General features: G+C 44.2%; 15 protein-coding genes and 3 pseudogenes. 9 read left to right on the top strand and 9 right to left on the bottom strand.

The genetic code is table 11. From position 1 onward, the window contains the following. Positions 1-76 precede the first annotated feature (76 nt). Positions 77-1,003, top strand: coding sequence for a pentapeptide repeat-containing protein (locus BJP37_RS33880; protein WP_075906774.1), 927 nt, complete (start codon positions 77-79; stop codon positions 1,001-1,003). A 299-nt stretch (positions 1,004-1,302) separates the two neighbouring features. On the opposite strand, the gene BJP37_RS40570 is transcribed toward BJP37_RS33880, so the two are convergent. The 4 genes from BJP37_RS40570 to BJP37_RS40565 form a co-directional block, all read right to left on the bottom strand. Then, positions 1,303-1,443: a hypothetical protein gene (locus tag BJP37_RS40570; protein ID WP_158069892.1), complete on the bottom strand. Its 141-nt coding sequence runs from the start codon at positions 1,441-1,443 to the stop codon at positions 1,303-1,305. 137 nt (positions 1,444-1,580) lie between these two features. Beyond that, positions 1,581-2,789, bottom strand: coding sequence for a serine/threonine protein kinase (locus BJP37_RS33875; protein ID WP_075906772.1), 1,209 nt, complete (start codon positions 2,787-2,789; stop codon positions 1,581-1,583). Between the two features lie 11 nt (positions 2,790-2,800). Next, a complete protein-coding gene (locus BJP37_RS33870; protein ID WP_075906770.1) occupies positions 2,801-4,129 on the bottom strand; it encodes a helix-turn-helix domain-containing protein in 1,329 nt (442 codons plus the stop codon). A gap of 570 nt (positions 4,130-4,699) precedes the next feature. Then, positions 4,700-4,867, bottom strand: a complete 168-nt coding sequence (locus tag BJP37_RS40565) for a hypothetical protein (protein WP_158069891.1) — start codon at positions 4,865-4,867, stop codon at positions 4,700-4,702. Positions 4,868-5,736: 869 nt separating this feature from the next. Here BJP37_RS40565 and BJP37_RS33865 point away from each other — a divergent pair. The 3 genes from BJP37_RS33865 to BJP37_RS33855 all read left to right on the top strand — a co-directional run bounded on the left by BJP37_RS33865 (position 5,737) and on the right by BJP37_RS33855 (position 10,684). Then, positions 5,737-8,466, top strand: coding sequence for a CHRD domain-containing protein (locus BJP37_RS33865; protein ID WP_075906768.1), 2,730 nt, complete (start codon positions 5,737-5,739; stop codon positions 8,464-8,466). A gap of 193 nt (positions 8,467-8,659) precedes the next feature. Continuing rightward, positions 8,660-9,664, top strand: a complete 1,005-nt coding sequence (locus tag BJP37_RS33860; RefSeq protein ID WP_075906766.1) for a diiron oxygenase — start codon at positions 8,660-8,662, stop codon at positions 9,662-9,664. A gap of 129 nt (positions 9,665-9,793) precedes the next feature. Then, positions 9,794-10,684, top strand: a complete 891-nt coding sequence (locus BJP37_RS33855; RefSeq protein ID WP_075906764.1) for a glutamine amidotransferase — start codon at positions 9,794-9,796, stop codon at positions 10,682-10,684. Positions 10,685-11,003: 319 nt separating this feature from the next. Here BJP37_RS33855 and BJP37_RS44175 read toward each other — a convergent pair whose 3' ends face one another. Beyond that, positions 11,004-11,129 (bottom strand): hypothetical protein, encoded by a 126-nt coding sequence (locus BJP37_RS44175; RefSeq protein WP_269087144.1) that lies wholly within the window; start codon positions 11,127-11,129, stop codon positions 11,004-11,006. A gap of 7 nt (positions 11,130-11,136) precedes the next feature. On the opposite strand from BJP37_RS44175, the gene BJP37_RS40560 reads away from it, so the two are divergent. The 3 genes from BJP37_RS40560 (at position 11,137) to BJP37_RS33845 (ending at position 13,026) form a co-directional block, all read left to right on the top strand. Continuing rightward, entirely contained in the window at positions 11,137-11,277 is a 141-nt protein-coding gene (locus tag BJP37_RS40560) for a hypothetical protein (RefSeq protein WP_198954371.1), read from the top strand. Positions 11,278-11,459: 182 nt separating this feature from the next. Continuing rightward, complete coding sequence (locus BJP37_RS33850; protein WP_075906760.1) at positions 11,460-11,696, top strand: thioredoxin domain-containing protein; 237 nt, start codon at positions 11,460-11,462, stop codon at positions 11,694-11,696. A 574-nt stretch (positions 11,697-12,270) separates the two neighbouring features. Beyond that, complete coding sequence (locus BJP37_RS33845; protein WP_075906758.1) at positions 12,271-13,026, top strand: hypothetical protein; 756 nt, start codon at positions 12,271-12,273, stop codon at positions 13,024-13,026. Between the two features lie 158 nt (positions 13,027-13,184). On the opposite strand, the pseudogene BJP37_RS44805 reads toward BJP37_RS33845, so the two are convergent. Further along, positions 13,185-13,325: pseudogene (locus BJP37_RS44805) on the bottom strand (integrase); the annotation flags it as partial. Positions 13,326-13,407: 82 nt separating this feature from the next. Next, entirely contained in the window at positions 13,408-14,010 is a 603-nt protein-coding gene (locus BJP37_RS33840; protein WP_269087145.1) for a MarR family winged helix-turn-helix transcriptional regulator, read from the bottom strand. Positions 14,011-14,566: 556 nt separating this feature from the next. Between BJP37_RS33840 and BJP37_RS33835 the strand changes: the two genes are divergently transcribed. Both BJP37_RS33835 and BJP37_RS33830 read left to right on the top strand, forming a co-directional pair. Then, positions 14,567-14,803: a thioredoxin domain-containing protein gene (locus BJP37_RS33835; protein ID WP_075906760.1), complete on the top strand. Its 237-nt coding sequence runs from the start codon at positions 14,567-14,569 to the stop codon at positions 14,801-14,803. Between the two features lie 574 nt (positions 14,804-15,377). After that, positions 15,378-16,133: a hypothetical protein gene (locus BJP37_RS33830; protein ID WP_075906758.1), complete on the top strand. Its 756-nt coding sequence runs from the start codon at positions 15,378-15,380 to the stop codon at positions 16,131-16,133. Between the two features lie 158 nt (positions 16,134-16,291). On the opposite strand, the pseudogene BJP37_RS44800 reads toward BJP37_RS33830, so the two are convergent. Next, positions 16,292-16,432 (bottom strand): annotated as a pseudogene (locus BJP37_RS44800) (integrase); the annotation flags it as partial. Between the two features lie 82 nt (positions 16,433-16,514). Beyond that, a pseudogene (locus tag BJP37_RS33825) lies at positions 16,515-16,799 on the bottom strand (MarR family winged helix-turn-helix transcriptional regulator); the annotation flags it as partial.

The raw sequence follows: 16,799 nt of genomic DNA, 5'->3' as shown, positions 1-16,799 counted from the left end.
GAAACTCTTTTCATGGGGAATGGAACTATGTAATTAAGCCTCTTTCTCGGGACTATATTGTTAAAGTTATTTTTACATGACTCCTAAGCTCCGCTCTGCTAACCTCTACAAGGCTAACCTCAGTAGAGTTAACCTCAGCAAAACAGACCTTTGTGGGTGTTACCTTGGCAGGGCTAACCTTAGTGGTGCTAACCCCAGTCTAGCTGAGTTTAGAAATGCCGACCTAAGCCAGGCGGACCTCAGGGGTGCTGACCTCAGTTGGGCTGACCTGAGCAAAGCTGACCTGAGCCTAGCTAACCTCAGCAAAGCTGACCTTAGTGGAGCTAACTTCCATAAAGCTGACCTGACCAAGACTGACCTGAGCGGGGCTGACCTGAGCGGGACTGATTTGAGCGAAGCTAACCTCACCAAGGCTGACCTGAGGGAAGCTTACTTGATTAGGACTCAAGCATTAGACTGTAATTTTACTGAAGTAATCTTTACCGGAGCTTGTCTGGAAGATTGGAAAATTAATCAGGGCACGAAGCTGAAGCATGTGATTTGTGAGTATGCTTATCTAAAATATGACTATACACAAGACAAATTCATTGAACGTCGCCCTAAGAATGAAACTCAGAACTTTGCCCCAGGAGAGTTTACTTGTCTGTTTCAGAAAGCCTTGGAAACTGTTGACCTGACATTCAGTAATGGTATTGACTGGAAAGCTTTTTTGCTTTCCTTTCAACAGCTGAGGGAAGAATACGGTGAGGAATACCTATCAATCCAAGCTATCGAAAAGAAGAGCAGTGGTTCATTTTTGATTAGGCTTGAAGTACCACTAGATGCTAGCAAGGCTGAAATTGAACGTCAGGCAAAAACACTATATGACACTAAACTCAGTACCCTTGAAGGAATATATCGTGCAGAATTGAAAGCTTCCCATGACCAGCTAGCAAGCTCCCGTCAGCGCAGCGCAAATCTGTGGGAAATTGTTAAACAGCAAGCCAATAAACCCATTATTTAAGGCTTTTCCGTACCTATGATGGTAAATTATTCCTATGATGTCCAAAATTATTGGTACACAATAATTTTGGCAATTATTTACCGTTAGTTTAGGACGTTGAAGTATAACATCAAGGGATAGCTATCTTTGGAGTTGTTTGAACTAACAGTTTGGCATAGTAAGTCCGGAAAAGCCATAGGCTCTTACTTCTACAAATAAGTCTTTAAATAAGTCTTTGTACAATTCACAGTATCTATCTACAAATCTCACTGTGGTGGAAGCAGCCTGTGTGTAAGCATTCAGCCGTCAGCCGTCAGCCGTCAGCCGTCAGCCGTCAGCCGTGAGCTATTAGCGTAGCGTGGCCAACGGCCAAGGCTCACGCTACGCGAACAGCTTTGTGGCACAGGCTTCGACCCTTGGAGGTAACTCAGATTAAACCAATGCTTACCTGTTTTATTCAAAAGCTGTTTGCGTAGCTTGCGCGTAGCGCATAAGCTGATAGCTGACGGCTGATAGCTGATAGCTGACGGCTGATAGCTGATAGCTGATAGCTGATAGCTGAATGCTTACGCCTGTCTCGCCTTTACCATACTTGACCTCAGGGTTTCAGAGGTTTCTTCTTCATGTTACGTCTCCCAGAGTGACAGAAGAGAGATATTTTACTAGACAGTAACAGCTTGTATACTCTTTTAATGAATAAAGGAAATTCTAAAGGAAATACTAGTGATATGGACAGGATACTGACGACTACAAACAGTAGCAAAACTACAACAGGCATTAGATAGTATACTTTAATAAGTAAACCAATTAAAAAGAAGTTGAGGACAATGCTAAAAATTAATAACCCTGAATTAATAAAATTATAATTGCTAAGCTTACCCCTTTTACTTCCTACGATATTGGGATTTTTATAATGATTATTGGCCGTCGTAACCATCATAAAATCTAACATATACAACAGAATTTCCTGGGTATTTTTGGGACGATTTTTCCAATCATGTTCCATTAGAAAATCTATTAGATCCAACAGTCTCTTAGAAACAAATTTAACTTCATTTCGCCAGAACAACTTTTGAGTTTGTAAGTCTTGTGTAAAATCACTAGGGTGTTTACGACTGAGCAACCGCACAAAGGTACGACCTAAGGAAAAAAAATCAGATTGTGGATAAGCTTCATGTTCATTCATCATCTCTGGCGGCATATATCCTAGGGTTCCAATACTGGTATTTTGCGAAGTAATTTGTTGTTGAATAATGTATTTTTGGGTTAGTGCTTTAACTGCGCCAAAGTCAATTAATACCAGTTGTCCATTGGGTCTGACCATGATGTTATCAGGTTTAATATCCCTATGTAAATACTTGGGATGGATTTCATTAAGTATTACTATCAGTTGTTTTAGCCAGTCAATTGCCTGTGCTTCAGTAATTAGTTGATTGTTCTGTCCCAGCCACTCTTCCAACGTTAGTCCATCAATCTTCTCCATCACCAAGCAGTGTAAGAAGTCGTCTTGGTTATTTTTATTAGGCACAAAACGGAAGTAGCTATCTGGCTCAACTCGGGGAATTCCTGGATGATTGAGCTGCTTCAACACTTCTACTTCTCGCTGAAACAGCTCAACGACTTTTTCTCTCATCTTTGAATTGCTATAGTAACTTAATTTCAGGACTTTCAGCACTTTCATTTTGCCTAAGTTACTTGAGTTAATACCAAGCAAATCTTCTACCTCAAAGGTTTGACTAAAGTTACCGCTACCTAACTTTTTAATAACTTTATAACGATTGTGTATTTCCTGTCCGATCTGAATCATAGTTACTTAAATCAGCCACCCTGGTACAAACGTTTGTTAAGATACTTTTTAATTACAGGATCTAGGGTAAAGAAGACTTCCCCCATATCCTGATAATTTTTTTCAATAAGTGAACGTTGTAACAAATTATTTAGAGATGTCTTTATTTCTGAAGTCGCTCTGTTGGGATATGAAGAAAATTCAGCTAGCAAGTGTTGAGTTGAGACTGGCTCGGTAGCCATGGCTAAATAGTTCATTAGCTCTTGATCAAAATCTGATAAGTGATAAAATTGCTGGTCGAGGAGACTGAGCAAAACATCACCAATAAATAATGACCCTTTGAGAAAATCCGAAATTTTACCATTATGGCAGTTTTGGATCGTCCTAACCGCAATCTTTAAGGCTAAGGGATGACCTTTGTACCTATCAATTAGTTGTCCCACTCCATGCACAGATTTAGAAAGACCGTAGTTTGACAAGAGTGCTTTGGCTTCTTCCTTTCTCAAGCCTTTGAGTTGGAATTCCCGAATTCTTCCTGCCCTGATTACTAGTTCCTTAACTTCCTGGGGAGGTTCTTGACTGGTCAACAACAAGCAGCTTTGATGGCGTTTGTACCCAATAGATTGCAGTAAATTTCCATACCCCTGGTAGCCCTCTTTGTAAATTCCAGAGGATTGACCAGCATCCATGATCGCTTCTACTTGATCAAGCACTACCAAACAACGATGCTGGTTTAGGTAATACATTAGTCGCGATACCAGGTTATCTAGAGTTGTTGATGAAGGGTTTTCCTGATGGTTGGACAAGAATTGGATCAGGTCACTCAGAAGTTCTTCAACAGATGGAGTATGGTTGAGGGTACGCCAAATCACATACTCAAACTGATCCTTAATCTGTTCAACTAGCTTCGCTGACAAGGCAGTTTTGCCAATGCCAGTAATGCCCAAAAGAGCCACCAATGGACAGTTATCTGTGACAATCCATTGCTCTAGCTGAGCCAGTTCGTTGGTGCGTCCGTAGAAATCCGATACATAGGGTGCGTCACTTAAATCGAGTTTGAAGAGGGGACTACTCTGGGTCGGCTCAGGAATAGAGGTTGACGGTTTTGGGACTGACTCAAGAACTAGCCGAAGATTTTTTTTGGTGACACGTTGTCCTGTTAGGTCTGACAGTTTCTTCCATAAGGCAGGAGCAGCGATCTTCTTAATATAATCGATGGTGTATCCAGGAATATTCATGTCTTCGTAGGTTTGACCTGCCCAAGAGTCTTGGATTATCTTCTGATCACGAGGAGACAGCTCTTTTTCTCCCTTGCCAATCAGCAAATTATTTAATTGGGTTAGGAATTTGTCAATATCCATGATGAATGTCAATGAGGAACACGGAACAGGGAAGGGGGAATTACAGATGTTTTATACCAAATCCCCTTTTATAGCTGCTGTTAAGCCCAAAAAACTGAAACTCGCGGCTAAATAAACTTTTGGGAGCACCTCAAGGACTGGGTTTTCCAGGGGTTTTTTAACCCGGATGTGGTATGAAACCTCTGGGTGCGTAAGTCCTAACTGCTCGATCGGGCATCCTGATTTCTGTGTGGGGTTCATGACAACTCCCTTGACTGACTGCTGACTTTTGACGGGATCTTTTTTCTTCAACCCGTTCCCGTAGCGGCTCAATGCTTAGGATCGCGCTCATTTCTGAATCCGCCAAGCCTTGTCTTGATCCCAAGCGCGAGTGGGAGAAACCCCCTTTGGCTTGGCTGCATCGCTATTATAGCGTTAGCCATGATCATTAAGCCTAGTTTTTTGATAATAAGATGTTGAGCTGAAACCCTTATTTGATGGTGTTTTCCCCAGAAGCCCTGAAAAGTCAGGACTGACTGCCCCTATTTATTATATAGCAGTACTCAATTGGGTGAGGTACAAAGTCCTGGGTTAATGGCAGTAGGGAGTAGGGAGTAGCGATGCAGCGCGGTCAAAGGGAGCCAGTGCGGTCAAAGGGAGGCAGCGCCGCCAAAGGGGGTTTCCCCCATCAGCGACTGCATCAAGACAGGTGCTGACCCAGGTGACCCACACAGCAACCTTGACCATGAGCGACGGCATCAAGACATTGAATATACCTCATAAGTATGATAAACCCTATAGCTCCTTTTAAGCCCAGAGGACTGAAAGTCCCGGCTACAAAAACTTTCGGGAGCACCTCAAGGATTGGGTTTTCCAGGGTTTTTTAACCCGGATGTAGTATGACATGTCTGGGTGTGTAAGTCGTAACTGCTGGATCGGGCATCCTGAGTTCTGAGTGGGGTTCATGACTAGCAACTCCCTTGACTGACTGTCCCTATTATCCCATTCATGAGGATTATGTAAGCATATGCGCTACGCGCAGGCTACGCCAACAGCTATCAGCGTGTCGCGTATCAGCTATTAGGGTGTCGCGTATCAGCTTATGCCTTACCTCCCAGCGTCGTTCGCACAGCGTGGCCAAAGGCCAAAGCCTGTGCCACGCTACTAGATCGGTACTTTTGAATAAAATAAGCTGACCGCTGTTCGCGTAGCGTGAGCTTTTAGCTCACGGCTGACCACTGACCGCTGACCACTGACCGCTGACCACTGACTGCTGACCACTGACCACTGACCGCTGAATGCTTACAGGATTATTCATAAAGTTCATATGAATTGACCGTTAAAAGAGCTGAATTTTTGGGATTTTAATTCTTGGTTGCTTTCCATACTATCGAATCATAGGCGATCAAATACATCAGGTTGCCATTATCTCGACCGTCTATAACTTGATGGAATGGCTTGATGCCGAATGTATACCAGGTGAGCTTTATGAAAGAATCTGTTGTTTACTGTCCACCTCAAGGACATCCAAACATGGGGTTACAGGCAACTAATTGCCAGCTGCCTTAGTAAAGGGTATTAGCCACTTCTACTGCTTCTTTTTCTTTTTTTTATTTAAGGAAAAAATAATGGAAGATCCGACAATTTTTCAAGAATCCGCCCCATTTGGTTCAAATGACGGTCTCTTCAGAGAAGAAAATGGTCTTCTACCTGGAGTTGAAAACCTGAATTTAGAACCAGATCGACTTGGGCTTATCGGGGCTCAAACTTTTGACCTGGAGTCCATCTCACTCGATCAGAAGGCTGTTTGGCTTCAAGATCCAGAATTGATCAGCTATAGTGTCCTAAACAGTGACACGATTGAGACAATAGCAAACACTGATGGCATAGATATCATCACTGGGCACCATCAAAACGATCCTCAGGCGCGACCCAAGGGCAGTTTACCTGCTCATTGGAACGCGCGCCTGGTAGAATATCGCTCAAATTACAAAGATCCTCTAACAGGTGATGCAGACAGCGATGGCGATTTAGATACCGACGATCTAGCTCTGATCGTTCGCGCCAGTGGAACTAAAGTGGAGTCTGGAGATCCCCTTGATGTGAATGGAGATGGAAGAGTTACAACAAGAGATGCCAGAAAGGTTTTAAGAACGCTGTTTAGGAACGATGACTATGAAGCACCATTACTCTCAGCAGATCTGAGTAACGATACTACTAATGATGGTGGAACCAATAGTGATCGCATTACAGCAGATCCTTCTATAAGCGGAGTTGTTACTGATGCGAGCCAGGTAACGAGGCTTTATGGGAGCTTGGATGATGAAAATTTCACCGATATCACCCATACGGTGAACCCAGACGGTAGTTTCTCTCTAAATCGGCCTCTGCTAGAGCAAATCAATGGTTCTGCACTGGGAGATGGAGAACAAACCCTTCACCTACAAGCAAAAGACCAGTGGGGAAACCTCGCTCATTTCGATCTAGATTTTACCATGAATCGGGTTCTGTATACGGTTTCTAATGAAGATAGCCGGGAATTAGCACTGGTTAATACTGAAACAGATCAAATGATCCTGCTTCCACTAGATGATATTGAGGGTTGGGAAGAGGTTGAGACACAACTTCGTTCCACTGAACCCCGTTATTTTGAGGCTGAATTGACTCCAGAACAGGTTTATATCCCCGAAGGCGAGCCAAGTCCCATCGGAAGCGGTGCGAGCGGAATCATGAAGCTTGTTTTAGATCCAACCGGAGCCAACTTTGGCAAAGAAGGACCTGCGATTAAGTATACCATTGAGTTGGAAGGAGTAGACCTCGGTGGAACTTCCACAGAGACAACCGCAGACGATGTGACTGCTATTCACCTCCACTCTGGCTCTCAAGGAGCTGAACGTATTGGGCCACATACCCTGAATATTTTTGGTCTACCAGGTGAAGATGATGATGATGCGGTGTTCGATTTTGAGAACAACACCATCACTGGAATCTGGGATAATCTTGACTCAATTAATTCTGCCAACAACTCTAATACCTCCAATGGTGTCCCGGATCATCACTTGAGCGATGTCCTGAGTGGCATAGAACCCCTGACCACCAAGACAGTATCTGAATATGCTGACGAACTGTTGGCTGGCAATCTCTATTTACAGGTACATACAAACGAATTTGACATTCCAGGGGGAGTCTTACGGGGTCAAGTTGAAGAAGTTCCTGGAGACGGAACATACGAAGCTTCTACTGAAGGCTTTATTGAATCTACTTTTGTCGAGCATATCCTGATTACTCCTGACGAGCAGAAGATTTATATGACGGTGAATGGTTCCCTGCAAATTGCTAACGCTATTGTCGGAGCCGAAATCCGTTCCCTTGACTGGGAGGCCGGAACTGCTGACTTGAGTGTTGTCTCTACTTTTAAGACGGCTGAAGCGGGGGAACCCACTGTTTATCCCATAGGTTTATCTCAGGTCGATGATAGTCAACCGATTCAGTCCTGGCCTGCACAGGCTTGGAACCAGGTTCACGGCCCGTCTATCCAGCCTGGGTCACCTATCATCCAGTTCTCCCAGTGGACGAGTGATCGCCTCTTTTTCATTAACGATGAGACTAACGAACTTGTAGAAGGCTTTGACCCGCTGGTCATTGAAGGAGTTACCGAGCAAACCCACGGTGTGTTCTACAACCCCTCCGGTACGATTGCCTTGTCACCAAGTTACTACTGGGATCTCTATGACATTGATTTATACAAGGTTAATCCAGACAATACCGTGAGCTATGAAGATAATATCACTCTTAGCTCCCCTGAGGGCAATGGTGCATTCACCCACTATGTCAGTTGGATTGACGATCGCTATGCCTACACTGCCAACATGCAGTACGGTCCAACTTCCCTGACTCCAGAAGGTGTTGATATTGTTGGTCCGGGAATTTGGCTGATCGATGCCGTTGAGGGAACTGCAGAGCGGATTATTGGTACGGCAGCTACTGCTGATGACACGGGTATTTTCCGCAATCCTTCTGACCTGATTGTCGTGGGGGACAAGCTGTATGTTGCTGAAGAAGATTCTTTAGATGGCACCTTTGGTGAAGACGGCTATATAGCGGTGTATGACATCAGTGACAAGGATAACCCAGAGTTTATCAAGCGTCTTAAGCCTGGTGAAGACTTGCCTGCAGATTTCCAGATTGCCCACGGGTTGAGTCCTTCAGCCGATGGTAGTGCGGTTTACGTCGCCAGTTACCGCTCCAATTACCTGATCAAGATCGATACCGAAACAGATACGGTTGCTAAGGTCTATAGCTCGGAAGACGGACTTCAAGGAGTTCACGGTGGCTTTGCTGCTGGTGCTTCTCGCTAAGTAGTAACAGGGTGGGGAGTTCGCTGCTTCCCACTTTTCTAATCAGCTGCTGAGCATGTAAGAAAGCATGTTTGGACACAGAGGGAGAGAGGGAGAGGGGGAGAGGAATTGAGCGGTTCGATCTTCTTTTGCCTCATGAGGCAAATCAAATGCCGATTAGTTTGATTAAATCAAAACATTTGGAGAGTTAAAAATGAAAACTTTAAACAATAGTCAATTTCAGAATACAGCTACTCTTTCACTCAAAGAGAGAAATTTCAACTCTCATGACGACTCCCATTGCCGCACCTTACTAGAAAAGATCTCCAATAAGTGGCCTCAACGAGCACAAGTGAAGAAGCAGGAGCCCAATCCGAAATTCGATCCAACTTTGAAAGACTTTCGCGTGGATTTGTTGCCATTTAAAAACCATCCTCGTTTCAAAGAAGCATCCGAGGAAGTCCAGAATAAAATTCTCTCCTGCGGCTGGCTGGCTTACAATGAGAAAACTACCGCCATTGAATTAAAAATAGTTGTCCCTGCCTGTTCCGATATTATTTATAAAAATGTACCCGGAACAGAGGATGACATCAGTCAGAAGATTGCGATCGAGACACTTACCGATGAAGCTTTCCACGTGTTACTAGTCAACAACGCTTGCTCCATTACCCGCAAGCAAAGGGGTTTAGAGTCCCTGAGGTTGCCGGAGTTCAATCTTGTGATGAAGATGCGTCAGGAGCAAGACCGTTGGTCGGAAGATTGGCAAAAAATGATCGTTCAGTTGGTAACGGCGATCGTCTCCGAAGTTTTCATCAGTGACTATCTCAAGCTTTTAGCAGAGGATAGCACTATTCAGCCATTCAACCGATTGACCGTTGATATGCATCGCCGTGACGAGATGGCTCATAGCCCTATCTTTAAAAATTTGGCTAAGTTGGTTTACAGCAAACTGACTAAACAACAGAAGGAATTCTTCATAGAAATGCTGCCCAAACCAGTTAACTGGTTTGCCAATATCGAGCTTGGTGTATGGGAAGCAATGTTGGCTCAGATCGGCTTTCCACATACTAAAGAGGTGATTGGTGATTGCGCAAGAGACAACGAGGTTAACCTGATGCGCATTGATTATAACGGGATTACTAAGCTCGCCAAAGAGTTGGGCATTTTAGACTCCCAGCGCGGGATCGATAGCTTCGCCCAGGCCAATCTTCTTAACTGAAGATGCAGGTGAGGACTGAAATTCAGATCTAACTAAGCCCACAACGATGAATTTGGTTCTCACACTTTCCTCTGGAACGACTACAGTTGGATGAAACTTTAGCAAAATACCATCAATTGAGTACAAGTTATGACTAAAAATGCGATCGCCATCACACACGTTTGCTTTGAAGATCTAGGCAGTTTACATCAGGTTCTCGAGCAACAGGGTTATCATGTCACCTATATCAAGGCTGCTTCTGTTTATCTAGATAGAATAGATTTTCTCTATCCAGACTTGGTCATAATTTTAGGTGGGCCGATTGGAGCCTACGACGAATCGGATTATCCTTTTCTAAAAGACGAACTTCACATCATCGAGCAGCGTTTAGCCGCTAATTTACCCACCATCGGTATATGCTTGGGGGCTCAACTGATGGCAAGGGCTCTGGGGGCAAGGGTTTACCCCGGTGGTGTCAAAGAAATTGGCTGGGCACCCATAGAGCTGAGCTATGCAGGTCAAAAGTCACCTTTGAACTATTTAGCCAAAGAACATACTGCAGTCCTACACTGGCATGGGGATACTTTTGACCTTCCTGATGGTGCTACTCGTCTAGCCTCTAGTTCAAAGTACAAGAACCAAGCCTTTAGCTGGGGTGAATGTGCTTTGGGTTTACAGTTTCACCCAGAAGTAACTGCTACAGGACTAGAGCATTGGTTTGTTGGTCACGCCTGTGAAATTAGTTCAACTCCCGATGTCACTGTTGCCGAATTGCGCAAAGACACGGCTATGTTTGCCCAAAAATTAGAGTTTCAAGCTACTTTATTTTGGCAAACATGGCTCAAACAAGTAGAAGCTATCCAGAATCAATTGATGGAAGTGGACCTTATGGAAATCGAAGTAAAGGTTAAGATGCCAAGATCGATCAAAAAGGCACTTTTGGAAGAGACAACAGGTAATAACTTATTTCCCCATCTATCCGATCAACTCCTACAAAAAGGGTTACGAGGTGTTGCCTTGAATTCTGCCGGAGGAGAATGATTGCCATTGCTCGGTGCACGCCTCCGGGGAGGTGGCAAAATGCTCTGGGCATTCAAGCCGGAGGTGGCGATCCCCAAAGGGGGCATCTACTAAAGCACAGTGATGAGGGCGATCAGAGTCTGAGTAAATATTAGGTCGAAACAAGCGGCAGGTAACGCACATCTTGAAAACAGGAATCTGTCATCGTTCTTGGAGTACTCGCACCATCTTAATCAAGCCACGGAAGAAGACATCAGTTTCCTCCTCTGAAAGCTCATCTACAGCAGCTAGCAGTCGAGCCAACTAGCTGCATTATCTGCTTCCTGCTGTCCTTTTGCTGTCAGGGGGCAATCGCCCGTCTATCATCTGGCGCAAAACCTTTTTTAACTAAGCCCTTTTTCACAACTACTGCTACTGCATTGTTTGCTGTTGCTGGTTTAACTGCCAGTCCATCAGCTATTTCCAATAGTCCCATGGGCGATAACGAGCGCGATCGCTACCAACGTGCTACCCGCACCTCGATTTTTCCAATCACCCGTTCGCCCTTTGCCCACACCCCACACCCAGTAAGGCTAACAATGCTGCTTGTCACCCCGTCAGATAGTCAAGCCTAATCGCGGGAGGTCTTGTTCAACCCAGTTTTCGGAGGGGATTTCTTAATAAAACTTTATACAAAATCTGGTTTTATCGGTTGACGAGAGCGGAAAAAACGTTATTATAGTGAGGAGTCCTAAATATATGTAAAAATAAATCTGTTTAGGACTAGCAAAAGTCTACAATTTCAGGAGAATTAATCATGACGACCAAAGCAGTATTTTATCACGCAGGATGCCCAGTATGTGTTACAGCAGAAGAGCAGTTCGCGGAAAGTCTCGATCCCTCGAAATATGAAGTGGAAGTCGTGCATCTCGGCAATGACAAATCACGCATTGCTGAAGCAGAAAAGGCGGGAGTAAAATCCGTTCCAGCTTTAGTTATTGGGGCAACACCCTTCCATATCAATTTCGGAGCATCTATCAGCGATCTAAAATAATTGCGCTCCGAAATTGCTCTTTAATTTTTACCTAGGAACTAATCCTGTTTACTATATGGCGTAGATCTAGCGAAGCTGTCATCAGGGGCAATAAACGCTGGCAACGCTTGCTATGTAAGGGTTTAACCCATCGGAAGTTGGGGGAGTTCCCCCCAAATATGGCAGCCTTCGGCTACCAGTAGCAAAACTGAGGCGATCGCGGAGAAGCTAAAAACGCTAAAAGTATCATTCAGTAAAGCTTTTAGCAATTTTATAGCGACTCGTGCCCAGACAGTCCCAAAGACTGAAAGCGGCAAAATTATCTAGATTGCCCTTGATGACACTTTTGCTAGTTCTGCCCCTATATGTAGGCTTATAAAAACTAGTAAAAACTAGATATGGATCTTGAAACCTCGTCAACCTGCATATATCAGTTTCCGCTGGTATAGTTACAAGTTATAGGTAATAGGGAAAGGGGAACGGGGAACGGGGAACAGGGAATGCATCTTTCCAGTATTTGTAAATACTGAAAAGCCGCATCGGCGGCTTGATGAATCTTCAAATCATACTTAGGTAGCTCTTTTCTGATTGCTTTATGAAACGTTTTATCAAATTGGCTAGTTTAGCTTTCGCGATCTCAAGTCTTGCTGTTTGTTTAGCAGTTTTCGCTCAACAACCAATCAATTCCGTTAACTCTCTTCCTGTAAGTCCCGATTTAGAACTTCGCCAAGCTAATGTTACCTATCTGTCTGATTTAGACTTATTAGTATTTGAAGAACAAGTAAAAGGCACTATTGGTAACACACTCCCCAATGCTGCTGGTCAACTAGATACGGCTCCGGTTATGGGTTATGTATTTCCGACTACTCTTAAACCAGAAGATGTGGGTTTTAACTCTACAGAGGGGATTGTGGCTTTAGCAGCTACTTCCCATCCCGATTTCGATGATACTCCCTTGTGGGATGAGGATAACAATAATAACTATGGTGATGATGGTAAGATTTTTCACACTCACTGGGTTGTCTTAACTCCAGATGAACGAGTTCCAGGTGGTTTGTCCGTAAAAGAGTTTGAGAAAGAAGATGACAGCGTAGTCCTTCCGCCTACTAACCCAGGCATGCAAATGTATATGGATTCTCCAGGGTTTTGTGTTGTTTCCAAAAACAATTCCCTCAAGATTTTAGTCCCTGCTGAAAGAGTTAATCACAACATCAAGTTTAAATTTGATGGCGTAACTGCCTACATGGAAGTTAATACTTCTGATTCAGAAAGACCGTTACTTGGTGTTTATCAAGTCTATAGTGTTCGTTCTGGTGACCTCAGCCTTCCTTACTCCATTCAGCAACGTTAAATGTAGCGGCTCGCAAATAATGAGTTTATAGCTTACTGTTTGCGAGCCGTTACATTTACCCGATGCCCAATGATCACAGGCAACAGTGCAAAATAAACCCGCTGCATTCCGTTCTCACTCAACCGCACCCCCATTACCTTACAATAGGGCGATCGCCCCTAAAATCCCAAATTCTGCACCGCTCTCCGCTTCGCCTCCTCCCCGCGCCTGTCATATTTAGCAGTCGTCACCGGCGACCCATGACCCGCCAACTTCTGCACCGTTACTATATCAACTCCCGTATCCAACAAGTCCAAGCAATCTGAATTTTTTGTGACTTTCATCAGAGTCAGACTCCCTCTTCACCTATGCTTGTCAAGTTGAGCAATGCTAGAGAAGCTGTCACGAAGGGCCAATAATTCTGCCCGAGAATGACTGCCATTGCTCGATGCATGCCTCCGGGGAGGCTGCAATATGCTCTGGGCATTCAAGCCGGAGGTGGCGATCCCCAAAGGGGGCATCCACTAAAGCACAGTGATGAGGGCGATCAGAGTCTGAGTAAATATTAGGTCGAAAGAAGCGACAGGTAACGCACATCTTGGAAACCGGAATTTGTCCTCGTTCCTGAAGTGCTCGCACCATCTTAATCAAGCCACGGAAGAAGACATCAGTTTCCTCCTCTGAAAGCTCATCCACAGCAGCTAGCAAGAAGTCGGGCCAACTAGCTGCATTATCTGCTTCCTGCTGTCCTTTTGCTGTCAGGGTAATGGCGATCGCCCGTCTATCATCTGGCGCTTTACCTTTCTTAACTAAGCCCTTTTCCACAAGTACTGCCACTGCATCGCTTGCTGTTGCTGGTTTGACTGCCAGTCCATCAGCTATTTCCGATAGTCGCATGGGCGATAACGAGCGCGATCGCAGTAGAGCAAGAATTTGACCTTGGGTTGGTGTGAGCCCTTGTAAACCTGCATCTTGCCAAGCTTTACTTTTGAGAGCGAGACTGATTTTAGCAAGACCAGCGATTACTTTGTGGCCAACGGCATTCTTTGACGTATCGAACGGGTTAGTGATGATAATTTCTCCTTAATAATGCCCAGGGTAAACCCATCTTATTTTGAAATGGCTACTGGATATGAGATTCATACCATAAGTAGTTTTGCTGATTAATTTTTAAATCTTTGTTAGGTGCGCTCTTACCATTAAGAATTAAATTCGCCACTGGTCGCACCTCAGCCATGCAAAGGGCGAGTGGGTTAAACCCCCCTGAGGCCACTGCATCGCTTCTGAGTAAGGTTTCTATACTTTAGATGCGTTTGCCTTGTAATAATGCCTAGATTTTATTAAATGCTAAACAAGGAAACGAAAATAGTCAAGCCTAATCCCAGGGGGTCTTGTTAAACCCAATTTTCTGAGGGAATTTATTAATAATAATTTATACAAAATCTGGTTTTATCCGTTGACGAGATCGGAAAAAACGTTATTATAGTGAGGAGTCCTAAATATATGTAAAAATAAATCTGTTTAGGACTAGCAAAAGTCTACAATTTCAGGAGAATTAATCATGACGACCAAAGCAGTATTTTATCACGCAGGATGCCCAGTATGTGTTACAGCAGAAGAGCAGTTCGCGGAAAGTCTCGATCCCTCGAAATATGAAGTGGAAGTCGTGCATCTCGGCAATGACAAATCACGCATTGCTGAAGCAGAAAAGGCGGGAGTAAAATCCGTTCCAGCTTTAGTTATTGGGGCAACACCCTTCCATATCAATTTCGGAGCATCTATCAGCGATCTAAAATAATTGCGCTCCGAAATTGCTCTTTAATTTTTACCTAGGAACTAATCCTGTTTACTATATGGCGTAGATCTAGCGAAGCTGTCATCAGGGGCAATAAACGCTGGCAACGCTTGCTATGTAAGGGTTTAACCCATCGGAAGTTGGGGGAGTTCCCCCCAAATATGGCAGCCTTCGGCTACCAGTAGCAAAACTGAGGCGATCGCGGAGAAGCTAAAAACGCTAAAAGTATCATTCAGTAAAGCTTTTAGCAATTTTATAGCGACTCGTGCCCAGACAGTCCCAAAGACTGAAAGCGGCAAAATTATCTAGATTGCCCTTGATGACACTTTTGCTAGTTCTGCCCCTATATGTAGGCTTATAAAAACTAGTAAAAACTAGATATGGATCTTGAAACCTCGTCAACCTGCATATATCAGTTTCCGCTGGTATAGTTACAAGTTATAGGTAATAGGGAAAGGGGAACGGGGAACGGGGAACAGGGAATGCATCTTTCCAGTATTTGTAAATACTGAAAAGCCGCATCGGCGGCTTGATGAATCTTCAAATCATACTTAGGTAGCTCTTTTCTGATTGCTTTATGAAACGTTTTATCAAATTGGCTAGTTTAGCTTTCGCGATCTCAAGTCTTGCTGTTTGTTTAGCAGTTTTCGCTCAACAACCAATCAATTCCGTTAACTCTCTTCCTGTAAGTCCCGATTTAGAACTTCGCCAAGCTAATGTTACCTATCTGTCTGATTTAGACTTATTAGTATTTGAAGAACAAGTAAAAGGCACTATTGGTAACACACTCCCCAATGCTGCTGGTCAACTAGATACGGCTCCGGTTATGGGTTATGTATTTCCGACTACTCTTAAACCAGAAGATGTGGGTTTTAACTCTACAGAGGGGATTGTGGCTTTAGCAGCTACTTCCCATCCCGATTTCGATGATACTCCCTTGTGGGATGAGGATAACAATAATAACTATGGTGATGATGGTAAGATTTTTCACACTCACTGGGTTGTCTTAACTCCAGATGAACGAGTTCCAGGTGGTTTGTCCGTAAAAGAGTTTGAGAAAGAAGATGACAGCGTAGTCCTTCCGCCTACTAACCCAGGCATGCAAATGTATATGGATTCTCCAGGGTTTTGTGTTGTTTCCAAAAACAATTCCCTCAAGATTTTAGTCCCTGCTGAAAGAGTTAATCACAACATCAAGTTTAAATTTGATGGCGTAACTGCCTACATGGAAGTTAATACTTCTGATTCAGAAAGACCGTTACTTGGTGTTTATCAAGTCTATAGTGTTCGTTCTGGTGACCTCAGCCTTCCTTACTCCATTCAGCAACGTTAAATGTAGCGGCTCGCAAATAATGAGTTTATAGCTTACTGTTTGCGAGCCGTTACATTTACCCGATGCCCAATGATCACAGGCAACAGTGCAAAATAAACCCGCTGCATTCCGTTCTCACTCAACCGCACCCCCATTACCTTACAATAGGGCGATCGCCCCTAAAATCCCAAATTCTGCACCGCTCTCCGCTTCGCCTCCTCCCCGCGCCTGTCATATTTAGCAGTCGTCACCGGCGACCCATGACCCGCCAACTTCTGCACCGTTACTATATCAACTCCCGTATCCAACAAGTCCAAGCAATCTGAATTTTTTGTGACTTTCATCAGAGTCAGACTCCCTCTTCACCTATGCTTGTCAAGTTGAGCAATGCTAGAGAAGCTGTCACGAAGGGCCAATAATTCTGCCCGAGAATGACTGCCATTGCTCGATGCATGCCTCCGGGGAGGCTGCAATATGCTCTGGGCATTCAAGCCGGAGGTGGCGATCCCCAAAGGGGGCATCCACTAAAGCACAGTGATGAGGGCGATCAGAGTCTGAGTAAATATTAGGTCGAAAGAAGCGACAGGTAACGCACATCTTGGAAACCGGAATTTGTCCTCGTTCCTGAAGTGCTCGCACCATCTTAATCAAGCCACGGAAGAAGACATCAGTTTCCTCCTCTGAAAG

It is taken from the genome of Moorena bouillonii PNG (genome assembly GCF_001942495.1).
GTDB classification, from domain to species: domain Bacteria; phylum Cyanobacteriota; class Cyanobacteriia; order Cyanobacteriales; family Coleofasciculaceae; genus Moorena; species Moorena bouillonii.
This window is presented reverse-complemented; position numbering and strand designations above follow the sequence as displayed.

Bases quoted from the DNA above. Each gene is read 5' to 3' on its own strand.
- BJP37_RS33860 (WP_075906766.1), top strand. From the start codon at position 8,660: ATGAAAACTTTAAACAATAGTCAATTTCAGAATACAGCTACTCTTTCA.
- BJP37_RS40565 (WP_158069891.1), bottom strand. From the start codon at position 4,867: ATGCCGTCGCTCATGGTCAAGGTTGCTGTGTGGGTCACCTGGGTCAGC.
- BJP37_RS33875 (WP_075906772.1), bottom strand. From the start codon at position 2,789: ATGATTCAGATCGGACAGGAAATACACAATCGTTATAAAGTTATTAAA.
- BJP37_RS33835 (WP_075906760.1), top strand. From the start codon at position 14,567: ATGACGACCAAAGCAGTATTTTATCACGCAGGATGCCCAGTATGTGTT.
- BJP37_RS33865 (WP_075906768.1), top strand. From the start codon at position 5,737: ATGGAAGATCCGACAATTTTTCAAGAATCCGCCCCATTTGGTTCAAAT.
- BJP37_RS33845 (WP_075906758.1), top strand. From the start codon at position 12,271: ATGAAACGTTTTATCAAATTGGCTAGTTTAGCTTTCGCGATCTCAAGT.
- BJP37_RS40560 (WP_198954371.1), top strand. From the start codon at position 11,137: ATGGGCGATAACGAGCGCGATCGCTACCAACGTGCTACCCGCACCTCG.
- BJP37_RS33855 (WP_075906764.1), top strand. From the start codon at position 9,794: ATGACTAAAAATGCGATCGCCATCACACACGTTTGCTTTGAAGATCTA.
- BJP37_RS33850 (WP_075906760.1), top strand. From the start codon at position 11,460: ATGACGACCAAAGCAGTATTTTATCACGCAGGATGCCCAGTATGTGTT.
- BJP37_RS33870 (WP_075906770.1), bottom strand. From the start codon at position 4,129: ATGGATATTGACAAATTCCTAACCCAATTAAATAATTTGCTGATTGGC.
- BJP37_RS33830 (WP_075906758.1), top strand. From the start codon at position 15,378: ATGAAACGTTTTATCAAATTGGCTAGTTTAGCTTTCGCGATCTCAAGT.
- BJP37_RS33880 (WP_075906774.1), top strand. From the start codon at position 77: ATGACTCCTAAGCTCCGCTCTGCTAACCTCTACAAGGCTAACCTCAGT.